Source organism: Hymenobacter sp. 15J16-1T3B (assembly GCF_020711235.1).
Classification (GTDB): Bacteria; Bacteroidota; Bacteroidia; order Cytophagales; family Hymenobacteraceae; genus Solirubrum.
The window spans coordinates 54,676-69,806 of the sequence record NZ_JAJFAV010000005.1 but is presented as its reverse complement, the minus strand read 5'-3'; the positions used below and the strand labels follow the sequence as shown (position 1 = coordinate 69,806).

12 protein-coding genes are annotated in these 15,131 nt (G+C 66.8%); 8 read left to right on the top strand and 4 right to left on the bottom strand.

Annotated elements, in window-relative coordinates; all coding sequences use genetic code 11:
• The first annotated feature begins 145 nt into the window (after window positions 1-145).
• Window positions 146-2,293: an FUSC family membrane protein gene (locus LJ737_RS10380; RefSeq protein WP_227765393.1), complete on the top strand. Its 2,148-nt coding sequence runs from the start codon at window positions 146-148 to the stop codon at window positions 2,291-2,293.
• Between the two features lie 94 nt (window positions 2,294-2,387).
• Window positions 2,388-3,560 carry a vWA domain-containing protein gene (locus LJ737_RS10375; RefSeq protein WP_227765391.1) on the top strand — a complete coding sequence of 391 codons (1,173 nt, stop codon included), beginning with the start codon at window positions 2,388-2,390 and terminating at the stop codon, window positions 3,558-3,560.
• Window positions 3,561-3,611: 51 nt separating this feature from the next.
• On the opposite strand, the gene LJ737_RS10370 is transcribed toward LJ737_RS10375, so the two are convergent.
• The 3 genes from LJ737_RS10370 to LJ737_RS10360 form a co-directional block, all read right to left on the bottom strand.
• Entirely contained in the window at window positions 3,612-4,838 is a 1,227-nt protein-coding gene (locus tag LJ737_RS10370) for a hypothetical protein (RefSeq protein ID WP_227765387.1), read from the bottom strand.
• A gap of 135 nt (window positions 4,839-4,973) precedes the next feature.
• Window positions 4,974-6,131, bottom strand: coding sequence for a hypothetical protein (locus tag LJ737_RS10365; protein ID WP_227765384.1), 1,158 nt, complete (start codon window positions 6,129-6,131; stop codon window positions 4,974-4,976).
• Between the two features lie 94 nt (window positions 6,132-6,225).
• A complete protein-coding gene (locus LJ737_RS10360; RefSeq protein WP_227765382.1) occupies window positions 6,226-8,280 on the bottom strand; it encodes a S9 family peptidase in 2,055 nt (684 codons plus the stop codon).
• A 93-nt stretch (window positions 8,281-8,373) separates the two neighbouring features.
• Between LJ737_RS10360 and LJ737_RS10355 the strand changes: the two genes are divergently transcribed.
• The 5 genes from LJ737_RS10355 (at window position 8,374) to LJ737_RS10335 (ending at window position 12,895) form a co-directional block, all read left to right on the top strand.
• Window positions 8,374-8,784: a hypothetical protein gene (locus tag LJ737_RS10355; protein WP_227765380.1), complete on the top strand. Its 411-nt coding sequence runs from the start codon at window positions 8,374-8,376 to the stop codon at window positions 8,782-8,784.
• 180 nt (window positions 8,785-8,964) lie between these two features.
• Entirely contained in the window at window positions 8,965-9,852 is an 888-nt protein-coding gene (locus LJ737_RS10350; protein ID WP_227765378.1) for a YitT family protein, read from the top strand.
• A 61-nt stretch (window positions 9,853-9,913) separates the two neighbouring features.
• On the top strand, window positions 9,914-10,825 hold the full coding sequence (locus LJ737_RS10345; RefSeq protein ID WP_227765376.1) for a LysR substrate-binding domain-containing protein: 912 nt from the start codon (window positions 9,914-9,916) through the stop codon (window positions 10,823-10,825).
• Between the two features lie 80 nt (window positions 10,826-10,905).
• On the top strand, window positions 10,906-11,931 hold the full coding sequence (locus LJ737_RS10340; protein WP_227765374.1) for a YeiH family protein: 1,026 nt from the start codon (window positions 10,906-10,908) through the stop codon (window positions 11,929-11,931).
• Between the two features lie 250 nt (window positions 11,932-12,181).
• Window positions 12,182-12,895 (top strand): RluA family pseudouridine synthase, encoded by a 714-nt coding sequence (locus LJ737_RS10335; RefSeq protein ID WP_227765371.1) that lies wholly within the window; start codon window positions 12,182-12,184, stop codon window positions 12,893-12,895.
• A gap of 88 nt (window positions 12,896-12,983) precedes the next feature.
• Here the strand turns inward: LJ737_RS10335 and LJ737_RS10330 are convergent, their stop codons facing one another.
• Window positions 12,984-14,462 (bottom strand): hypothetical protein, encoded by a 1,479-nt coding sequence (locus tag LJ737_RS10330; protein WP_227765369.1) that lies wholly within the window; start codon window positions 14,460-14,462, stop codon window positions 12,984-12,986.
• A gap of 191 nt (window positions 14,463-14,653) precedes the next feature.
• Here LJ737_RS10330 and rplM point away from each other — a divergent pair, with 191 nt between their 5' ends.
• Window positions 14,654-15,106 (top strand): 50S ribosomal protein L13, encoded by a 453-nt coding sequence (rplM, locus tag LJ737_RS10325; protein WP_111478280.1) that lies wholly within the window; start codon window positions 14,654-14,656, stop codon window positions 15,104-15,106.
• Window positions 15,107-15,131 lie beyond the last annotated feature (25 nt).

Below are 15,131 nucleotides of genomic sequence, written 5' to 3'. Positions count from 1 at the left end.
GGGTAACGCGGCACAGCTGAGGCAGCGCTGGTCGGGGCCGCCCCACCGGCGCCGGTGGTTTTTTCGGCGGGCGTTGGTTACGTTCGGGCGCGGTTGCGTTTAAGGCACGGGTTTAGGGCCCGGCCCGCGCCGCCCGCCTCCGCTTATGCGCCGACACGAACGCACCTTCCAATACTTCTTTTTCGGACAAGATTTCGCCGACGGCCTGCGCGTCACGCTCGGCATTTTGCTGCCCACCTTACTAATGGCCCAGCTCGGCCAGTTCGAGCTGGGCCTTACCGTGTCGCTCGGGGCCGTGTGCGCCAGCCTCACCGACATTCCCGGCCCGGTGGTGCACAAGCGCAACGGCCTGTGGATCTGCACGGCGCTGGTGTTTGTGGTGGCCTTGCTCACCGGCGTGGCCCGGCTGAACGTGTGGGTGCTCGGCGGTGAAATTCTGCTGCTCAGCTTTGCCCTGACCATGCTGCTGGTGTACGGCGCCCGGGCCGGGGCCATCGGCTCGGCCGGGCTGCTCATCATGATCTTGACCATGGACCGCGACCTGAGCCTGCCCGAACTGGCGAGCTACGCGGGGCTGGTGCTGCTGGGCGGGGTGTGGTACACGCTGCTGTGCCTGCTCTTTTTCCGCATCCGGCCCTACCGGCCGGCTCAGCGCGCCCTGGGGGAGTGCATTCACGCCATTGCCGAGTACCTGCGCCTCAAAGCCGAGTTCTACGACCCCGAAACCAGCCTCGACCGCGACTACCGCCAGCTGGTGCAGCAACAGGTGGTGGTGAGCGAAAAGCAGGACGCGGCCCGGGAGCTGATGTTCAAGTCGCGCATGATTGTGCGCGAAACCACCGGTACGGGCCGCCGCCTGGTGCTGACCTTCGTCGACGCGGTGGACCTCTACGAGCAGATTACAGCTACCTACTACGACTACGCCGCCCTGCGCCAGCGCTTCAACCACACCGGCGTGCTGGCCGACGTGGCCCGGCTTATCCGCGTGATGGCCGTGGAGCTGGACCACCTGGGCCTCGCCATTCAGGCCAACCGCGCCCCGGCCGCGCCCCACGACCGGCTGCCCGAGCTGGAGCAGCTCAAGGCCCGCATCGACCGCATCGGGGAGGAGGAGCCGGGCTCCAACTTGGTGTTGCGCAAGATTCTGGTGCAGCTGCGCAACCTGCACCAGCGCCTGGCCGACATCAGCCGCGAAACCGACCCGGCCTACCGCGTCCCCGCCGCCAGCGGCGCCGAAGCCGATTACAGCCGCTTCGTGTCGCACCAGTCCCTGAGCCCGGACATTCTGCTGGGCAACCTCACCATGACCTCGGCCACGTTTCGGCACGCGCTGCGGGTGAGCGTGGCGGCCATCATCGGCTTTGCGGTGGCGCGGCTGCTAGTAAGCGGGCACCACAGCTACTGGATTGTGATGACCACCGTGTACATGCTCAAGCCCGGCTTCAGCCTCACGAAGGAGCGCAACATCCAGCGCGTGACGGGCACCTTGGTGGGCGGGCTGATCGGGGTGGCCGTCATCTGGCTAGTGCCTAACCAGCTGGTGCAGTTCGGCTTCCTGCTGGTGTTTATGATAACGGCCTACAGCTTCCAGCGGCTCAACTACGTGGTGATGGTCACGTTTCTGACGCCCTTTCTGGTCATCATGTTCCACTTCCTGGGCATTCGTTACGTGGCCGTCATCGAAGAGCGCGTCCTCGACACGGTTATCGGCTGCGCCATTGCCCTGACCACCGGCTACGTGCTCTTCCCGCGCTGGGAATCGGAGCAACTGACCACTTACATGCGCGACGTGCTGCGGGCCAACCGGTTTTACCTGCACCGCTTGGGCGAGTATCTGGCCGGCGGCACGCTCAGCCTTACCGACTACAAGCTGGCCCGCAAGGACGTGTACATCAGTTCGGCCAACCTCGCCGCCGCGTTTCAGCGCATGCTCTCCGAGCCCAAAAGCAAGCAGCGCCACGAGGCCGAAGTGCACCAGTTCGTGGTGCTGAACCTGATCTTGTCGTCGAACATTGCCACGCTGGCCGCGGCGGCGCGCGGCGGCACGCTGCCCGGCCGGCCGGCCGAGCTGCTCAAGCCCGTGCGCCAGTCCTTGATGCTGCTGACCGAAAGCCTGCGCAAGCTGGAGCCGCCCGACGAGATGCCGGAGCTGGCCCCGCTGCCCCCGGTGCCGCCGGCGCCCGCGCCCAAACCCGCGCCGGCCGGGGAGGAGCGCCTGTTGCTGGAGCAGCTGGAGTTTGTGCAGAAAGTCAGCAGCGACCTGCGCAAAGTCACCGACGTGGTGGCGGCGTAGCCCCGGGGGCGGGTGAAAGTTAGCCGCGGGTGCTTGCAACGTTCCGCGGGCACCGGGGCTCCTGCTAGCAACTAGCACCCAATCCCCCAGCACGATGCGGATAACTTTACTTGTTGCGGTCTGCGGCGCCACCCTGGCGCTGCCGGCCTGCCAAAGCGCCTACGACGATTCCGGCTCTGCCGGTCCTGCTGGCGCTGCCTACACCGGCGCGGGCAGCCCCTCTAACGGCGGCGGCTCGGCCCCTGCGGCGGGCGTAATCACGGCCGGGGAGTGGCGCGACCTGAGCAATTGGGGCTTCTGGCAGACCCTGGCGCAAAAGCCGGAATGGCAGGTGCACCAAGGACGCTGGCAGCTCTTCACCACCAAACGCTACACCCTCACGCTCACCGACGCGGCCGGGCAGCCGCTGGCCGGTGCCCAGGTGCGCATCGGTTCCGCGCCGGCGACTACCGGGGTTACGGCCGCCGTCACCGACCGGCAGGGCCAGGCCGAGCTGTTTCCGACGATGTTTAGCGCCGCCCCGGTCGCCAGCAACCCGCTGCCGATTACCGTCGAGTACCGCGGCCAGACGTTTACCCCGGCTCCGGTGCAGCCCAACGAAGTAGCCGCCGCCCGCACCGTGGCCGTCACGGCCAGTGCCGCCGCGCCGGTCGACGTCATGTTCGTGGTGGACGCCACCGGCTCGATGGGCGACGAAATCAGCTACCTCAAGACCGAGCTGCGCGACGTGATAACCCGGGCCGCGGCCCAGCTGCCGGCCGCCGACCTGCGCCTAGCCAGCGTGTTCTACCGCGACCAGGGCGACGCCTACGTGACCCGCACCCAGCCCTTCACCACCGACGCCAGCCAGCTGCTGGCCTTCGTGCAAAATCAGCAGGCCGACGGCGGCGGTGACTTTCCGGAAGCCGTGGAGGAGGCCCTGACCGAAGCATTGCGCCAGCAGTGGAGCGCCGAAGCGCGGTGCCGGCTGCTGTTTTTGGTGCTCGACGCCCCGCCCCACGACGCGGCCGCCGCGCGCATGCAGCAGCTGATTCGGCAGGCTGCCCAGCAGGGCGTGCGCCTGATTCCGGTGACGGCCAGCGGCATCGACCAAGGCACGGAGTACCTGATGCGGGCCGGCGCCATCGGCACGGGCGGCACGTACGTGTTCATCACCAACCACAGCGGCATCGGCAACGCGCACCTGGAAGCGTCGGTGGGCGACTACCAGGTCGAGTACCTCAACAACCTGCTGGTGCGGCTGATTACGCAGTACAGCCAGCCCTGAGGCACATAGCGGTGCGGCTAGTCGGATTCGTTCCGGCCAGCCGCGCCCTTGCTATTCGTAGTACTGGTATTGGTAGCGGTAAAACACCGGCTGGGCGGTGGTGCGGTTGGTTTCGGCGGCCGGCAGGCCGTCGGGCTGGTACGACAAGACCAGGTACGTCGGCTGGTTGGGGTAGCGCGTGCCGATCAGGCGCCGCTGCTGCCCGATCAGCTGGTCCAGGTCGTTGTAGGTGTTGGTAATGATACTGCAAACGGAGGCTTGGCCGAGCGCGACGCTGCGGCTGGCGGAGGGGGAATGGTTGAGGGAAGTGCGCACGTTATTGGAAACCAGTGTGGTGTAGCCCGGGCCATGCGCATAGTTCCAGCTCGTTATCAGCTGTTGCTCGGTTAGGCGCTGGCGGGCATCGTAGCTGTAGCGGGCGGTGGGCCGGAAGCTCTCCTCCGGGTTGGCGCGCAGCAGCGCGGGCAGCTGCCGGAACGGAACCTGCTCGGCCGGTAGGGTGCGCGCGCTCAGCTGCCGGTACGTCCGCAGGGCCTGCCGCACGTCGACCAGCCCAGCTTCTTGCAATTGGCCCTGGTAGAGCCGCTCGTACTGCAGCTTGGTGCTCTGCGTGCGGCCCTTGGGCGTGTACGTGCTGAGCAGCGTCAGCACCGTGTCGGCGCCCAGCGAGAAGCGCCAGTTGCGGCTGTACCCGTTCGGGGGAAAGTGGTAGCGGCCTACCGTCAGCGCCCAGAACCGGGCTTCCGTCAGCAGCGTGTCGCCGAGGGTGCGGCGCTGCAGCTCGCAGACGGTGGTGCGGCGGCCGTTGGCGTGCAGCACCTCACAGCGGCCCCGGCCGAGGGCGGGGTTAAACGTGTAAACGGTGGTGAAGGAGCGGCCCGGCACCGCGTGAATCACCATCGAAGTGCAATGGCCGGCGTCGTCGTAGCTCCACTCGCGGCGCTCCTGCCAGCCCGAGCCGTAGCGGCGCAACAGGGTGAGCCGGCCCTGCCCGTCGATTTCCCGGTACTCAGCCGTGTCGCGGGCCTGGCCATCCTCGGTTAGCCGGAGCTTGACCACTGCGCGCACCCGCTGCTGGGCGTACAGGCGTTGCATGGCCGGGCTCGGCTCGGTGCGAATGGGGGCGGTGGGGTCGTCCAGCGCGGGAGGCGGCGCGGGCGCCTGTACGGGCTGGGGGCCCGCCGCCGCCGCGGCCGAGGGGGAGCGTTGGGCCGCCGCCGACATGGCCAGCAGCAAGCTGCCCGGAAGCAGCATCAGCGGTAATAGGGCAGGACGCATAGCAAAAAGCAGGAATAGATATAAGGGAAGGTAAGCGCCAGCAAAGGCTTTGCCAAGCCGGCCCAGCCGGAAACGGCCGCCGGCGGCTGGCGGGCCGCCGCAAGTCCCGCAAGCCCGGCGGCTCGGGGGCCGCCGCTACCGGTAACGGGTGTAGCGGTACTCGTAGTGCCGGGGCGGGGCCCCGGAGCCGCTGTCGGTGCTCGTCTCGCCGGTGAGCAGGCCGTTGGCGTCGTAGGTGAAGATGCTGCGGAAAACCTGCGGCGGCGCGGCGGGGTCGTTGCGTTGGATGGTTATTTCCTGCTGCTCCACCTGCCCGCGTTGGTTGCGCCGCACGACCCGCTGGCTGGCCAGGTTGGTCGTCACCCGCATGCTTATGCTCAGGCGGCCGCCGTCCGCACTGCCGTACGTTTCGGCCGTCGAATCGGGCATTTTCAGCTGCTCCGTGCGGACGAGCCACCCCGCCGCGTCGTAATGCTGGTAATGCTCCGGCTGCACCTGGCCGCGCCAGCGGCGGGCGTAGCGGGCCACAATGGCGGCATCGGACAGGCCCTGGCGGCGCAGGCGCTGCACCTGGGCGCCGTGCGCGCGTAGCGCCGCGGCATACGACACCCGTCCGCTTTCCATCTGGCGCCCTTGCTGGTGGCGCCGGTACAGCACGTCGTAGCGCACCAGCTGCCCGGCGGCGTCGAAGCCGGCCACGTAGCTGCGCGTGGTGTCGCCCCGAAACGGGAAGCTGCGCAGCTCCGCGCGGCGGATTTCCCGGCCCTCGAGCAGCAGCGGCTGCGCGAAGAGGGTGGTGGTCAGCGCCGTGTCGCCCCGCTGGCTGAGGGTGGTGGTCAGGTGCGGGGCCAGGTGGCCGGGCGGCCCGCTAAACACTTGGTAACGCCGCTGCTCGGGGTCGTACACGTCGTGCTGCGCCTGGTCGATCAGCTCGTTGGTGGGCTGGGTGAGCTCCACCAGCCGGTTCTGGGCGTCGTAGCGGCGGTACTGCCGGCGGTTCGGCGGGGCCACCCGCAGCGTGAGGTTGCCGCGCCGGTCGTACTCGCAGTATTCCACCGTATCGGCGGCGCGGCTGGGCTGCTCGGGGTAGGGGCGCAGCTTCAGCACCGAGCGCACGCCCTGCTGCACGTACACCTGCCGAGCCAGTGAGTCGTCGGGCGAGGGGTGCTGGGGCGGCACGCTCATGTAAAAGTACAGCGGCAGCTCAAGCGGCACCGAGGCGGCCAGGGTCTGCGTCTGGGCCCGGCCCAGCTGTGCGAGCAGCAGCAGCGCCGCGGCCAACGGATATTTCATCGGACGAAGAGTAAGAATAGCGCGCAAGAAACGGCAAGAGGCCGGCAACGGGGGCCGGCCTCTTGGTAGAACAGGACTGCGAACTAAAGTAGCCTTATTTCGCTGCTTGCCCGTCGGTTTTGAGCGTACGGCCCAGCCAGTCGAAGAACACGCGGTTCCAGAGCACCGAGTTCTGCGGCTTCTGAATCCAGTGGCCTTCGTTGGGGAAGTACAGGAAGCGGCTCGGAATGCCGCGCAGCTGGGCCGCGCCGAAAGCTTCCATGCCCTGGCCTTCGGGCACGCGGAAGTCCTTGCCGCCGTGGATGACGAGGATGGGCGTGTCCCACTGGCCCACGAAGTTGGCCGGGCTGAACTCCTGGTAGCTCTTGGGCGCGGTCTTGTCCCAGGGCGCGCCCTTGAATTCGTAGTTGGCAAAGAACATTTCCTCGGTGGTCGGGTACCAGCTCGTCAGGTCGTAGAGGCCCGCGTGGGCAATGAACGTCTTGAAGCGGCCCTGGTGGTGGCCCGCCAGGTAGTACACCGAAAAGCCCCCGTACGAAGCGCCCACGCAGCCGCGGCGGTCCTTGTCCACGTAGGGCTCCTCGCTCACCTTGTCGATGGCCGAGAGGTAGTCGCGGATGGGCTGCCCGCCCCAGTCGCCGCTAATGGCATCGTTCCACTCGCGTCCGAAGCCGGGCAGGCCGCGGCGGTTCGGGGCCACCACGATGTAGCCTTGCGCGGCCATCAGGGCGAAATTCCAGCGGTAGGAGAAGGCCTGGGTGATGGGGCTTTGCGGGCCGCCCTGGCAGTAGAGCAGCGCCGGGTACTTCTTGCTCGCGTCGAAATCGGGCGGGTAGATGACGTACACCTGCATCTGCTTGCCGTCGGTGGTCGTCACGCGGCGGTTTTCCACCTTGCCCACCTTCACCTGGCCCATCACGTCCTGGTTGATGGTGGTCAAAGCCGTTTCCTGGCCGTTTTTCAGGCTCACCCGCACCACTTCGGCCGGGCTTTGCATGGTAGTGCGGTTGCAGATGGCCACGTCGGGGCCGGCCAGCTCGAAGCTGTTGTAGTTCTGCAGGCCCTGGGTCAGCTGCTTGATTTTGCCGCCCTTGCTCGGGACGGAAAACAGCTGCTCGGTGCCCTCCACCACGGCCACGAAGTAGATGGTCTTGCCGTCCGGCGACCAGCGCACGTTGCCCGCGCTCAGCTCCGAGCCCTTGGTAATGTCCTCGTGCTTGCCGGTTTTCAGGTCGTGCACGATGATGCCGTTGCGGTCCGACTCGAAGCCCGGCGTGGCCATGCTCAGCCAGGCCACCTTTGCGCCGTCGGGCGAAAACGCGGGCTCGATGTCGTAGCCCTCCATGCCCTGCGAGAGGTTCACGGTTTTCCCGTCGCGCACCGAGTACAGGTAGATGTCCGAGTTGGTGCTGACGGCTTCGGCCTTGCCCGAGAGCTTGCGCGAGGTGTAGGCCAGCCAGTAGCCGTCGGGCGAAAAGGCCAGCTGCTCGGAACCCGCCAGGGGCTGCACCGGCGCGTCGAAGGCCTCGCCCTGTTGCACGTCCTTGCCATAGCCGGTGGGTTTGCCATCATCCCCGACGGGCTGAAAGAACACGTGCGAGGCTTTGTCGTCCTCCCACTGCGTCCAGTGGCGGTAAAACAGGTCGTCGTAGAGCCTGGCGTCGGCCTTGGGCAGGTCGGGGTAGAGGTCATGCAAGCTCTTGCGCACCTTCACATCCTGGGTGTAGAGAATGAACTTGCCCGAGCCGGCGTACTTCAGGTTCGAGAGGCTGGCGTCCGTGAACTCGCTGATTTTCTGCTTGCCCGCACCGTCGGCGTTCATGGCGTAGAGCTGCGGGCCCTGGCCTTCGTCGGCCAAGAACGTGAGCTTGCCGTCGGGGCGCCAGTTCAGGGTGTTTTCGCTGAACGGGGTGCTGGTCAGCTGCTTCACCGCGCCGCCGGCTACGGGCACGGTGTAGATGTCGGTGTTGCCGCGGTTGGCGCCGAGGTCGTAGCGCGTGACGGTGAAGGCCACGGTTTTGCGGTCGGGCGACACCTGCAGCTCGCCCAGGCGGCCGAGCTTCCAGAGCAGCTCCGGCGTGAGCGTCTGCTGGGCCGAGGCGGAGAGCGTGGCGCCGGCCAGCGCGGCCAGCAGCAACGGTTTTTTCATGGCAAAAGGGGGAATGTGGAACCCGAAGGTAGGCAGGCCCGCGGGCTTTTGGGCGGGGCGGGGCCAGGCATTTTGGGGTACCTTTGCCGGCGCATGGCGGCAACCTCCCGGCAGACGAAGCTTTGGTGCTGCCCCGTTCAGCGCGGACGGGGCGCCCGCGGCCCCGCGCGCCGCTGGCTCCTGCTGCTGGCCCTGCTGCTCGGCGGCTTGCTGCGGCCCGACCGGTCCCTCGCCGCCACTGCGGTGCTGGCGCGCCAAACCAACGACGCCCTGGCCGCTGCCGGCCGGCACGCCGTACTACCCGCCCTGCTGCCCGGCGCCGAAGTAGCTGCGCCGCAGCCCCGGCCCGAGCCGCTGCCCGTGCTGCCCGCTTTGCTCCCGGCGCCGGTGCGGCTGCCCGCCAGCCACGGCCTGGGCCCGGCGCCGGCCCCCGGGCAGCCCGCGCCGCTGGGGCGCCGTGCTACCGCCGCGCGCCTGACATCGGAAGTCCCGAACGGCCCGTAGAGCCAGAGCCGCCGGGCTGCTGCCCGGCGGCTGGTTCCGCTCACCCGCCGCATGCGTGCCAGGCTGGCCCCGTCTGGTTGCCAGCCGCCCACGCGTGTGCGGGCTTTTCGCTTTCCGAGTCACGCGCCCGCCCATCAGCCGATGGGTCGGCGCTTTTGCGGCCTGCCCGCCCCCTTCGTCATGCCCACTACCGTTGCCCCGCCCGCGTCTTCGCTCGGCGACAAACTCAAGAATACTGCCCTCATCGTGCTGGGCATCCTGTCCGCTGCCTTCGGGCTGAAGGGCTTTTTGCTCAGCAGCCACTTCATCGATGGTGGCGTCACCGGCATTTCCATGCTGCTGGCCCAGGTGCTCGGTCTGCCGCTGGCCGCCCTGCTGCTGGTCATCAACCTGCCCTTCGTCGTGCTGGGCTACCGGCAGATCGGCCGCGCCTTCGCCCTGAAAAGCGCCCTGGCCATTGCCGGCCTTTCCGCCGCCCTGGCCGTGCTGCCCATCCCCGACATCACCCCCGATCTGCTGCTGACGGCCGTGTTCGGGGGCTTGTTTATCGGGGCGGGCATCGGCCTGGCCATGCGCGGCGGCGCCGTGCTCGACGGCACCGAAATAGCCGCCCTGCTCATCACCAAGCACAGCCCGCTGGTCAAGGTCAGCGACGTGATTCTGATCCTGAACGTGTTCATCTTCACCGCGGCGGCTTTTTTCCTCGGCAAAGAACCCGCGCTGTACTCCATCCTGACCTACGTGGCCGCCTCCAAGTCCCTGGATTTCCTGCTCAACGGCCTGGAGCAGTACACCGGCGTCACCATCGTGTCGGACCTGAGCGAGGAAATCCGCGAAGCCATTACCGAGAAGCTGGGCCGCGGCGTGACCATCTACCAGGGCAAGCGCGGCTACGGCAAGCGCGGCGACCGAAACGTGGACCGCGACATCGTCTTCACCGTCGTCACGCGCCTGGAGCTGCCGCAGCTGCGCACCGAAGTCCGCCGCATCGACCCCGCGGCCTTTCTCATCCAGCAAACCGTGGACGACGCGGAGGGCGGCATGGTGAAAAAGCGCCCCCTGCACTAGCGCGAGTCGAATAGCTCTACTTTTGGGCGGCTCGCCGCCGTGCCGCGGCGGCCGCTTGCTTATGCCCGATTTCCGCCTCCGCGTTTTCCAGGCCGTGGCCCGGCACCTGAGCTTTACCAAGGCGGCCCAAGAGCTGTGCATCACCCAGCCGGCCGTTACCAAGCACATCCGCGAGCTGGAGCGCAGCTACGAGCAGCGCTTGTTCGAGCGGCGCGGCAACCGCGTGAGCCTCACCGAAGCCGGCCAGCTGCTGCTGCGCTACGCCGAGCAGGTGCACGAGCTGCACCACCAGCTGGCCGAGCAGCTCCACACCCTGCACGACACCACCGCCGGCCGCCTGCGCCTAGGGGCCAGCTCCACCTTGGCCCAGTACGTGGTGCCGCCCATTCTGCCCGGCTTCCAGGCCCGCTACCCCCGCGTCGAGCTGACCTTGCTCATTGGCAACTCCGAACAAGTGGCCGAAGCGCTGCTGCGCGGCGAAATCGACCTGGGCTTGGTGGAAGGCCAAGTGAAAAACCGCGACCTGCACTACGAATTTCTGCTCGACGACGAGCTGGTGGCCGTGCGCCGCGGCACCGGCACCGCGCTGGCCCCGCAGCCCCTGGCCGAGGTGCTTCGGCACCCGCTGGTGCTGCGCGAGCGGGGCTCGGGTACCCTGGAAGTGCTGGAGCTGGCCCTGCGCGACCAGGGCATCCGCCTCGCCCAGTGCCGCGTGGCCATCTACCTCGACAATACTGAGGGCATCAAAAGCTACCTCGACGCCGCGCCCGAGTGCGTGGGCTTCGTGTCGGTGCGCGGGCTGAAAAAGGAGCTGGCCAGCGGCGAGCTGGCAGTGGTGCCCATCACGGAGCTGCGGCTGATGCGCCAGTTTGAGGCCGTGTGGCTGCAGGGGCAGCCCTTGCTGCGGGCCGCTGAGCAGTTTCTGCGCTATGCCCACCAGCAGTTCGGGACGGACGCTCATAACCATAAGTAATTGCTGATAAATATTATTGATAACCATTAGGGGAGGGGAGGTCGTAATTTTGGGGACTCCCACCTAGTTCCCTCCCACCCGTGAAACTCGCCCACCACCCCACCACGGCGCCGGCCGAAGAAGACTGTAGTCACGTCGTCCCGTTTGGGCAGCGCGCCCTCTTCGCCGTCGGCCAGTACCGCGTCACCGTCCAAATGCTGGCCTTCGGGCTGGCCCTGCTAGTCTGCCTCACGCCTTGGGGCTCCCCGCCGCTGGCCCTGGCCCTAGGCTTGGCCCTGGCGCTGACCATCGGCAATCCGTTTCCCGCGCAGAGCAAGCAGTACACCAGCAAGCTGCTGCAGTGGTCGGTGGTCGGGCTGGGCTTCGGCATGAACGCCCACGCGGCCCTGCGCGCCGGGCAGGAGGGGCTGCTGTTCACCGTAGCGTCCATTTTCGGCACACTCACGCTGGGCTACTTCGTGGGGCGCTGGCTGGGCATTGCACCCAAAACCTCCCACCTCATTGCCAGCGGTACCGCTATCTGCGGCGGCTCGGCCATTGCCGCCGTCGGTCCGGTGGTCAAAGCTTCGGATGAGGAAATGTCGGTGGCCCTGGGTACCGTGTTCGTACTCAATGCCGTGGCCCTGTTCCTCTTCCCCGTTATCGGCGAAGCGTTGAGCATGACGCAAAACCAGTTCGGCCTCTGGGCCGCCATTGCCATTCATGACACCAGCTCGGTGGTGGGGGCCGCCAGCCACTACGGCGACCAAGCCCTGCAGGTGGCTACCACCGTCAAGCTGGCCCGCGCCCTCTGGATTATCCCGGTGGCCCTGGGCACGGCCGTGCTCTTCCGCACGCCCGGCGCCAAGGTCAAGCTGCCCTATTTTATCCTCGGCTTCATCGGCGCCATGCTGCTGACCACCTACGTGCCCGCGCTGCAGCCGCTGGGCCCCTGGATGGTGAAGCTGGCCAAAGTGGGCCTGACTGTTACGCTGTTTCTCATCGGGGCGGGCCTTTCCACCAAGGTGCTCAAAGCCGTGGGCCCGAAACCTTTCATGCAAGGCCTGCTGCTGTGGCTGACCATTTCGGCCGCCTCGCTCTGGGTGATTCTGCACACCGTCGCCTAACCCTCCCGCCACTCCCACCCGAGCGCAGAGCCCCGGCCAATAAGCCGGGGCTCTGTTACTTTTGTCCTTTCCCCGTTGTTTACTGATGCCGGCCTTACGCTGTGCCGTGGCCACCGACCTGCCCCCGGTGGGCTAGGCCCGACCGCAAAAAGCAGGCGTTAGCTGCTGCTAAGGCCATTTGCGCACCGGCCGCAGCCCCGCCAGCCGGCGCCGACCACTCAGTACCGTACCCGATTATAATCCGCGCTTCATGAAGCTGCCCGCGTTTCAGGACCTCATCATTTTCGAAAACGACGATTACATCGTCATCAACAAGCCGCCTTTCCTGGCCACGCTCGACGAGCGGGTGGGCGGCGCGCCCAACATCCTGCGCCTAGCCCGGCAGCACTACGACGACGTGCAGGCCTGCCACCGCCTCGACAAGGAAACCAGCGGCGCCTTGGCCCTGGCCAAGAACCCGGAGGCCTACCGCAACCTGGCCATGCAGTTCGAAGACCGCAAAGTGCGCAAGGTCTACCACGCCGTCGGCTGGGGCGTGCACGAGTTCGACGGCCTGCGGGTGGAGCGCAACATCGAAACCACCACCAAGGGCAAGGCCCGCCTCGCCCCCGGCGGCAAGCACGCCGAAACCCTGGTGCGCACCCTCGAAACCTACGCCCGCCACACCCTCTTCGAGTGCCTGCCCGTTACCGGCCGCATGCACCAGATCCGCCTGCACCTGATGTACCTGCAAGCCCCCATCATCGGCGACAAGATGTACGGCGGCGAGGATTTCTACCTCTCCACGATCAAGCGCAAATTCAACATGAAGCAGGGCGAGGAGGAGCAGCCCTTCATCAAGCGCTTCGCCCTGCACGCCCGCCAGCTCACCTTCGCCGGCCTCGACGGGGAACCCATCAGCGTGGAAGCCGAGTACCCCAAGGACTTCCGCGTGCTCGTCGACACGCTGCGGCAGTACAGCTAAGCGCTGCCGACCGAAACGCAAATCGGCCGCATCCGGGAAGCCCCAAGGCTCCTCGGATGCGGCCGATTTGCGTGAGTGTAATTCCGCGCTACTTCCGCTCGAACACGGCCAGGTGCGTGTAGCCTTTCTCGGGCTTGCGGGCGTCGCGCAGGACCGAGTCTTCGCGCACCAGCCGCAAGCGGGCGTCCTGGCGCAGTTGCCCGTAGCTGACGCGCGCCTCGGTGGACGAAAACCAGTTGTCCCAGAGCAGCAGCGTGCCGGCCGGCACGGGCTGGTTCTCGCGCCAGGTATTAAGTAATTGATGCCGGCGGGGGGCAAACGGGTCGAGGTTCAAGGCCACGCCCCAGTACGGATGGTCCCAGAGCAGCAGGCGTCCCGCAGCGCGGGGCCGGAGCTGCCCCGCCACGTGTTCCAGCAACTGCTGCTCGGCGGGCCGGCTAAAATCGGTGCGCCAGCGGAAGCCGGTGCGGGCGCCGGTGAGCGGAAAGACGAGCACCGCCGCGGCCAGCGCGTAGGCCAGGGTCTGCCGCCGCGGCGCCGGGGCCAGGCGCGTGAGCAGGTGCAGGCCCTGCAGGGCAATGACGGCCAGCAGCGGCATCACGGCATCCATCACCCGCGTCATGCCGAAGGAGGCAAACAAGCCCAAGGCCCAGAAGACGGTGTGCGCGCAGAGGTAGACCACCACGCTGCCGTACACCAGCAGGCGCTCGGCCCAGCGGTAGGCGGGTGGGCGGGCCGCGTCGCGGGTGGTCAGCCAGTTCAGCACCCCGGCCAGCATGCCCAGCCAGAACAGGCCGAGCAGCACCCAGCCCAAAATGCCTGGCAATTGCCCAACGAAATGTCCCCACTGTCCCGAGCCGTAGTGCGAGATGGTTTCGTAGGCGTTGCGGTGAAACACCCAGCCCAAATCGTGGTACACCACGGCGCCGGCCACGCTGTACACCAAGTAGCCGAACGGCAGCCAGGGCAGCACCCGCCACTGCCGCGTCAGCGCTAGGTAAACGGCCCACACGGCCAGGATCAAAAAGCCCTCGGAGCGCACGAAGGGCAGAAACGACAGCACCAGAACCGCAGCTGTGGCGCGGTTGCGAACCGTCAGCGCGGCCCCGCTGACCAACAGCAGGCTGAACAGCGGCTCGGTGAGGCCCGAGAACTGAATGCGGAAGTAATCCGGCGCGGCGTAGGTAAAGAGCACCGCCAGCCAGGGCCAGCGCAGCTGCAAGCCCTCAGCCAACCGGTAGGCCTGCCAAGCCGCCAGGGCCGCCACCGCGCAGTTGAACAACTTGATGCCGATAAAGCCCGCCTGGCTCGGCAGCACCGTCAGCAACACGAACACCGGTTTGGCCCAGGAATCAAAAAAGTTGTCCGGGTGCTGCGGCGCGTAGCGGCTGAACAGGTAGTGGTTGATGCTGTCCCCCAGGTCGTAGGTATTGCCCGTTACAAAGGCCGTCAGCAGCGAAAGCAGCAGGCCCAGCAGCGTCAGGCGCAGCGCTAGGCGGTAATCTTTGGCGGTCGACGGGGTAGGAGCCGGTAGACGGGGAATGGACAAAAAATCGGCGGAAAACATGCGCAGCAGCGTTGGGGCGCCGAAGATACGGCAGCTCCGCCAGCGGGGCTAAATGGGATTAATTACGCTACCACTTTGCTTCTCAAGCAAAAAGCACTAATTTTGTGTCCGTTTTTCCCGTACCCTTCCTTCTTCCTTGGGGTTTCGGGCTGAATCGTAAATACTTACCCAAACCCACAAGAAACTGATCCATGGATCATCTGAGCTTTAAGACGCGCTCGGTGAACAAAGCCTCGGCCGATAAGGCCTGGGTTGTTGTTGACGCCAGCGACAACACGCTCGGGCGAGTGGCCAGCCAGATTGCCAACATTCTGCGCGGCAAGCACAAGCCCTCGTTCACGCCCAACGCCGACTGCGGCGACTACGTCATCGTCATCAACGCCGACAAGCTGCGCGTGACTGGCAAGAAGTTGACGGACAAGATCTACCTGCGCCACACGGGCTACCCCGGCGGTCAGCGTAGCATCAACCTCCGCGACAAGAAGGCCAAGAACTCGGCTTCGGTAATCGAGCACGCCGTGAAAGGCATGCTGCAGGGCAACCGCCTCGGCGCCGCCCAGTACCGCAACCTGTTCGTGTACGCCGGTGCCGAGCACCCGCACGAAGCCCAGCAGCCCACCACGGTTTCGCTGACCAACCTGTAAAAAACGCTGCTGGCCTCACCAGGCC

Coding starts and splice junctions, on each gene's coding strand:
- LJ737_RS10380 (WP_227765393.1), top strand. CDS start 146: ATGCGCCGACACGAACGCACCTTCCAATACTTCTTTTTCGGACAAGAT.
- LJ737_RS10375 (WP_227765391.1), top strand. CDS start 2,388: ATGCGGATAACTTTACTTGTTGCGGTCTGCGGCGCCACCCTGGCGCTG.
- LJ737_RS10370 (WP_227765387.1), bottom strand. CDS start 4,838: ATGCGTCCTGCCCTATTACCGCTGATGCTGCTTCCGGGCAGCTTGCTG.
- LJ737_RS10365 (WP_227765384.1), bottom strand. CDS start 6,131: ATGAAATATCCGTTGGCCGCGGCGCTGCTGCTGCTCGCACAGCTGGGC.
- LJ737_RS10360 (WP_227765382.1), bottom strand. CDS start 8,280: ATGAAAAAACCGTTGCTGCTGGCCGCGCTGGCCGGCGCCACGCTCTCC.
- LJ737_RS10355 (WP_227765380.1), top strand. CDS start 8,374: ATGGCGGCAACCTCCCGGCAGACGAAGCTTTGGTGCTGCCCCGTTCAG.
- LJ737_RS10350 (WP_227765378.1), top strand. CDS start 8,965: ATGCCCACTACCGTTGCCCCGCCCGCGTCTTCGCTCGGCGACAAACTC.
- LJ737_RS10345 (WP_227765376.1), top strand. CDS start 9,914: ATGCCCGATTTCCGCCTCCGCGTTTTCCAGGCCGTGGCCCGGCACCTG.
- LJ737_RS10335 (WP_227765371.1), top strand. CDS start 12,182: ATGAAGCTGCCCGCGTTTCAGGACCTCATCATTTTCGAAAACGACGAT.
- LJ737_RS10330 (WP_227765369.1), bottom strand. CDS start 14,462: ATGTTTTCCGCCGATTTTTTGTCCATTCCCCGTCTACCGGCTCCTACC.
- rplM (WP_111478280.1), top strand. CDS start 14,654: ATGGATCATCTGAGCTTTAAGACGCGCTCGGTGAACAAAGCCTCGGCC.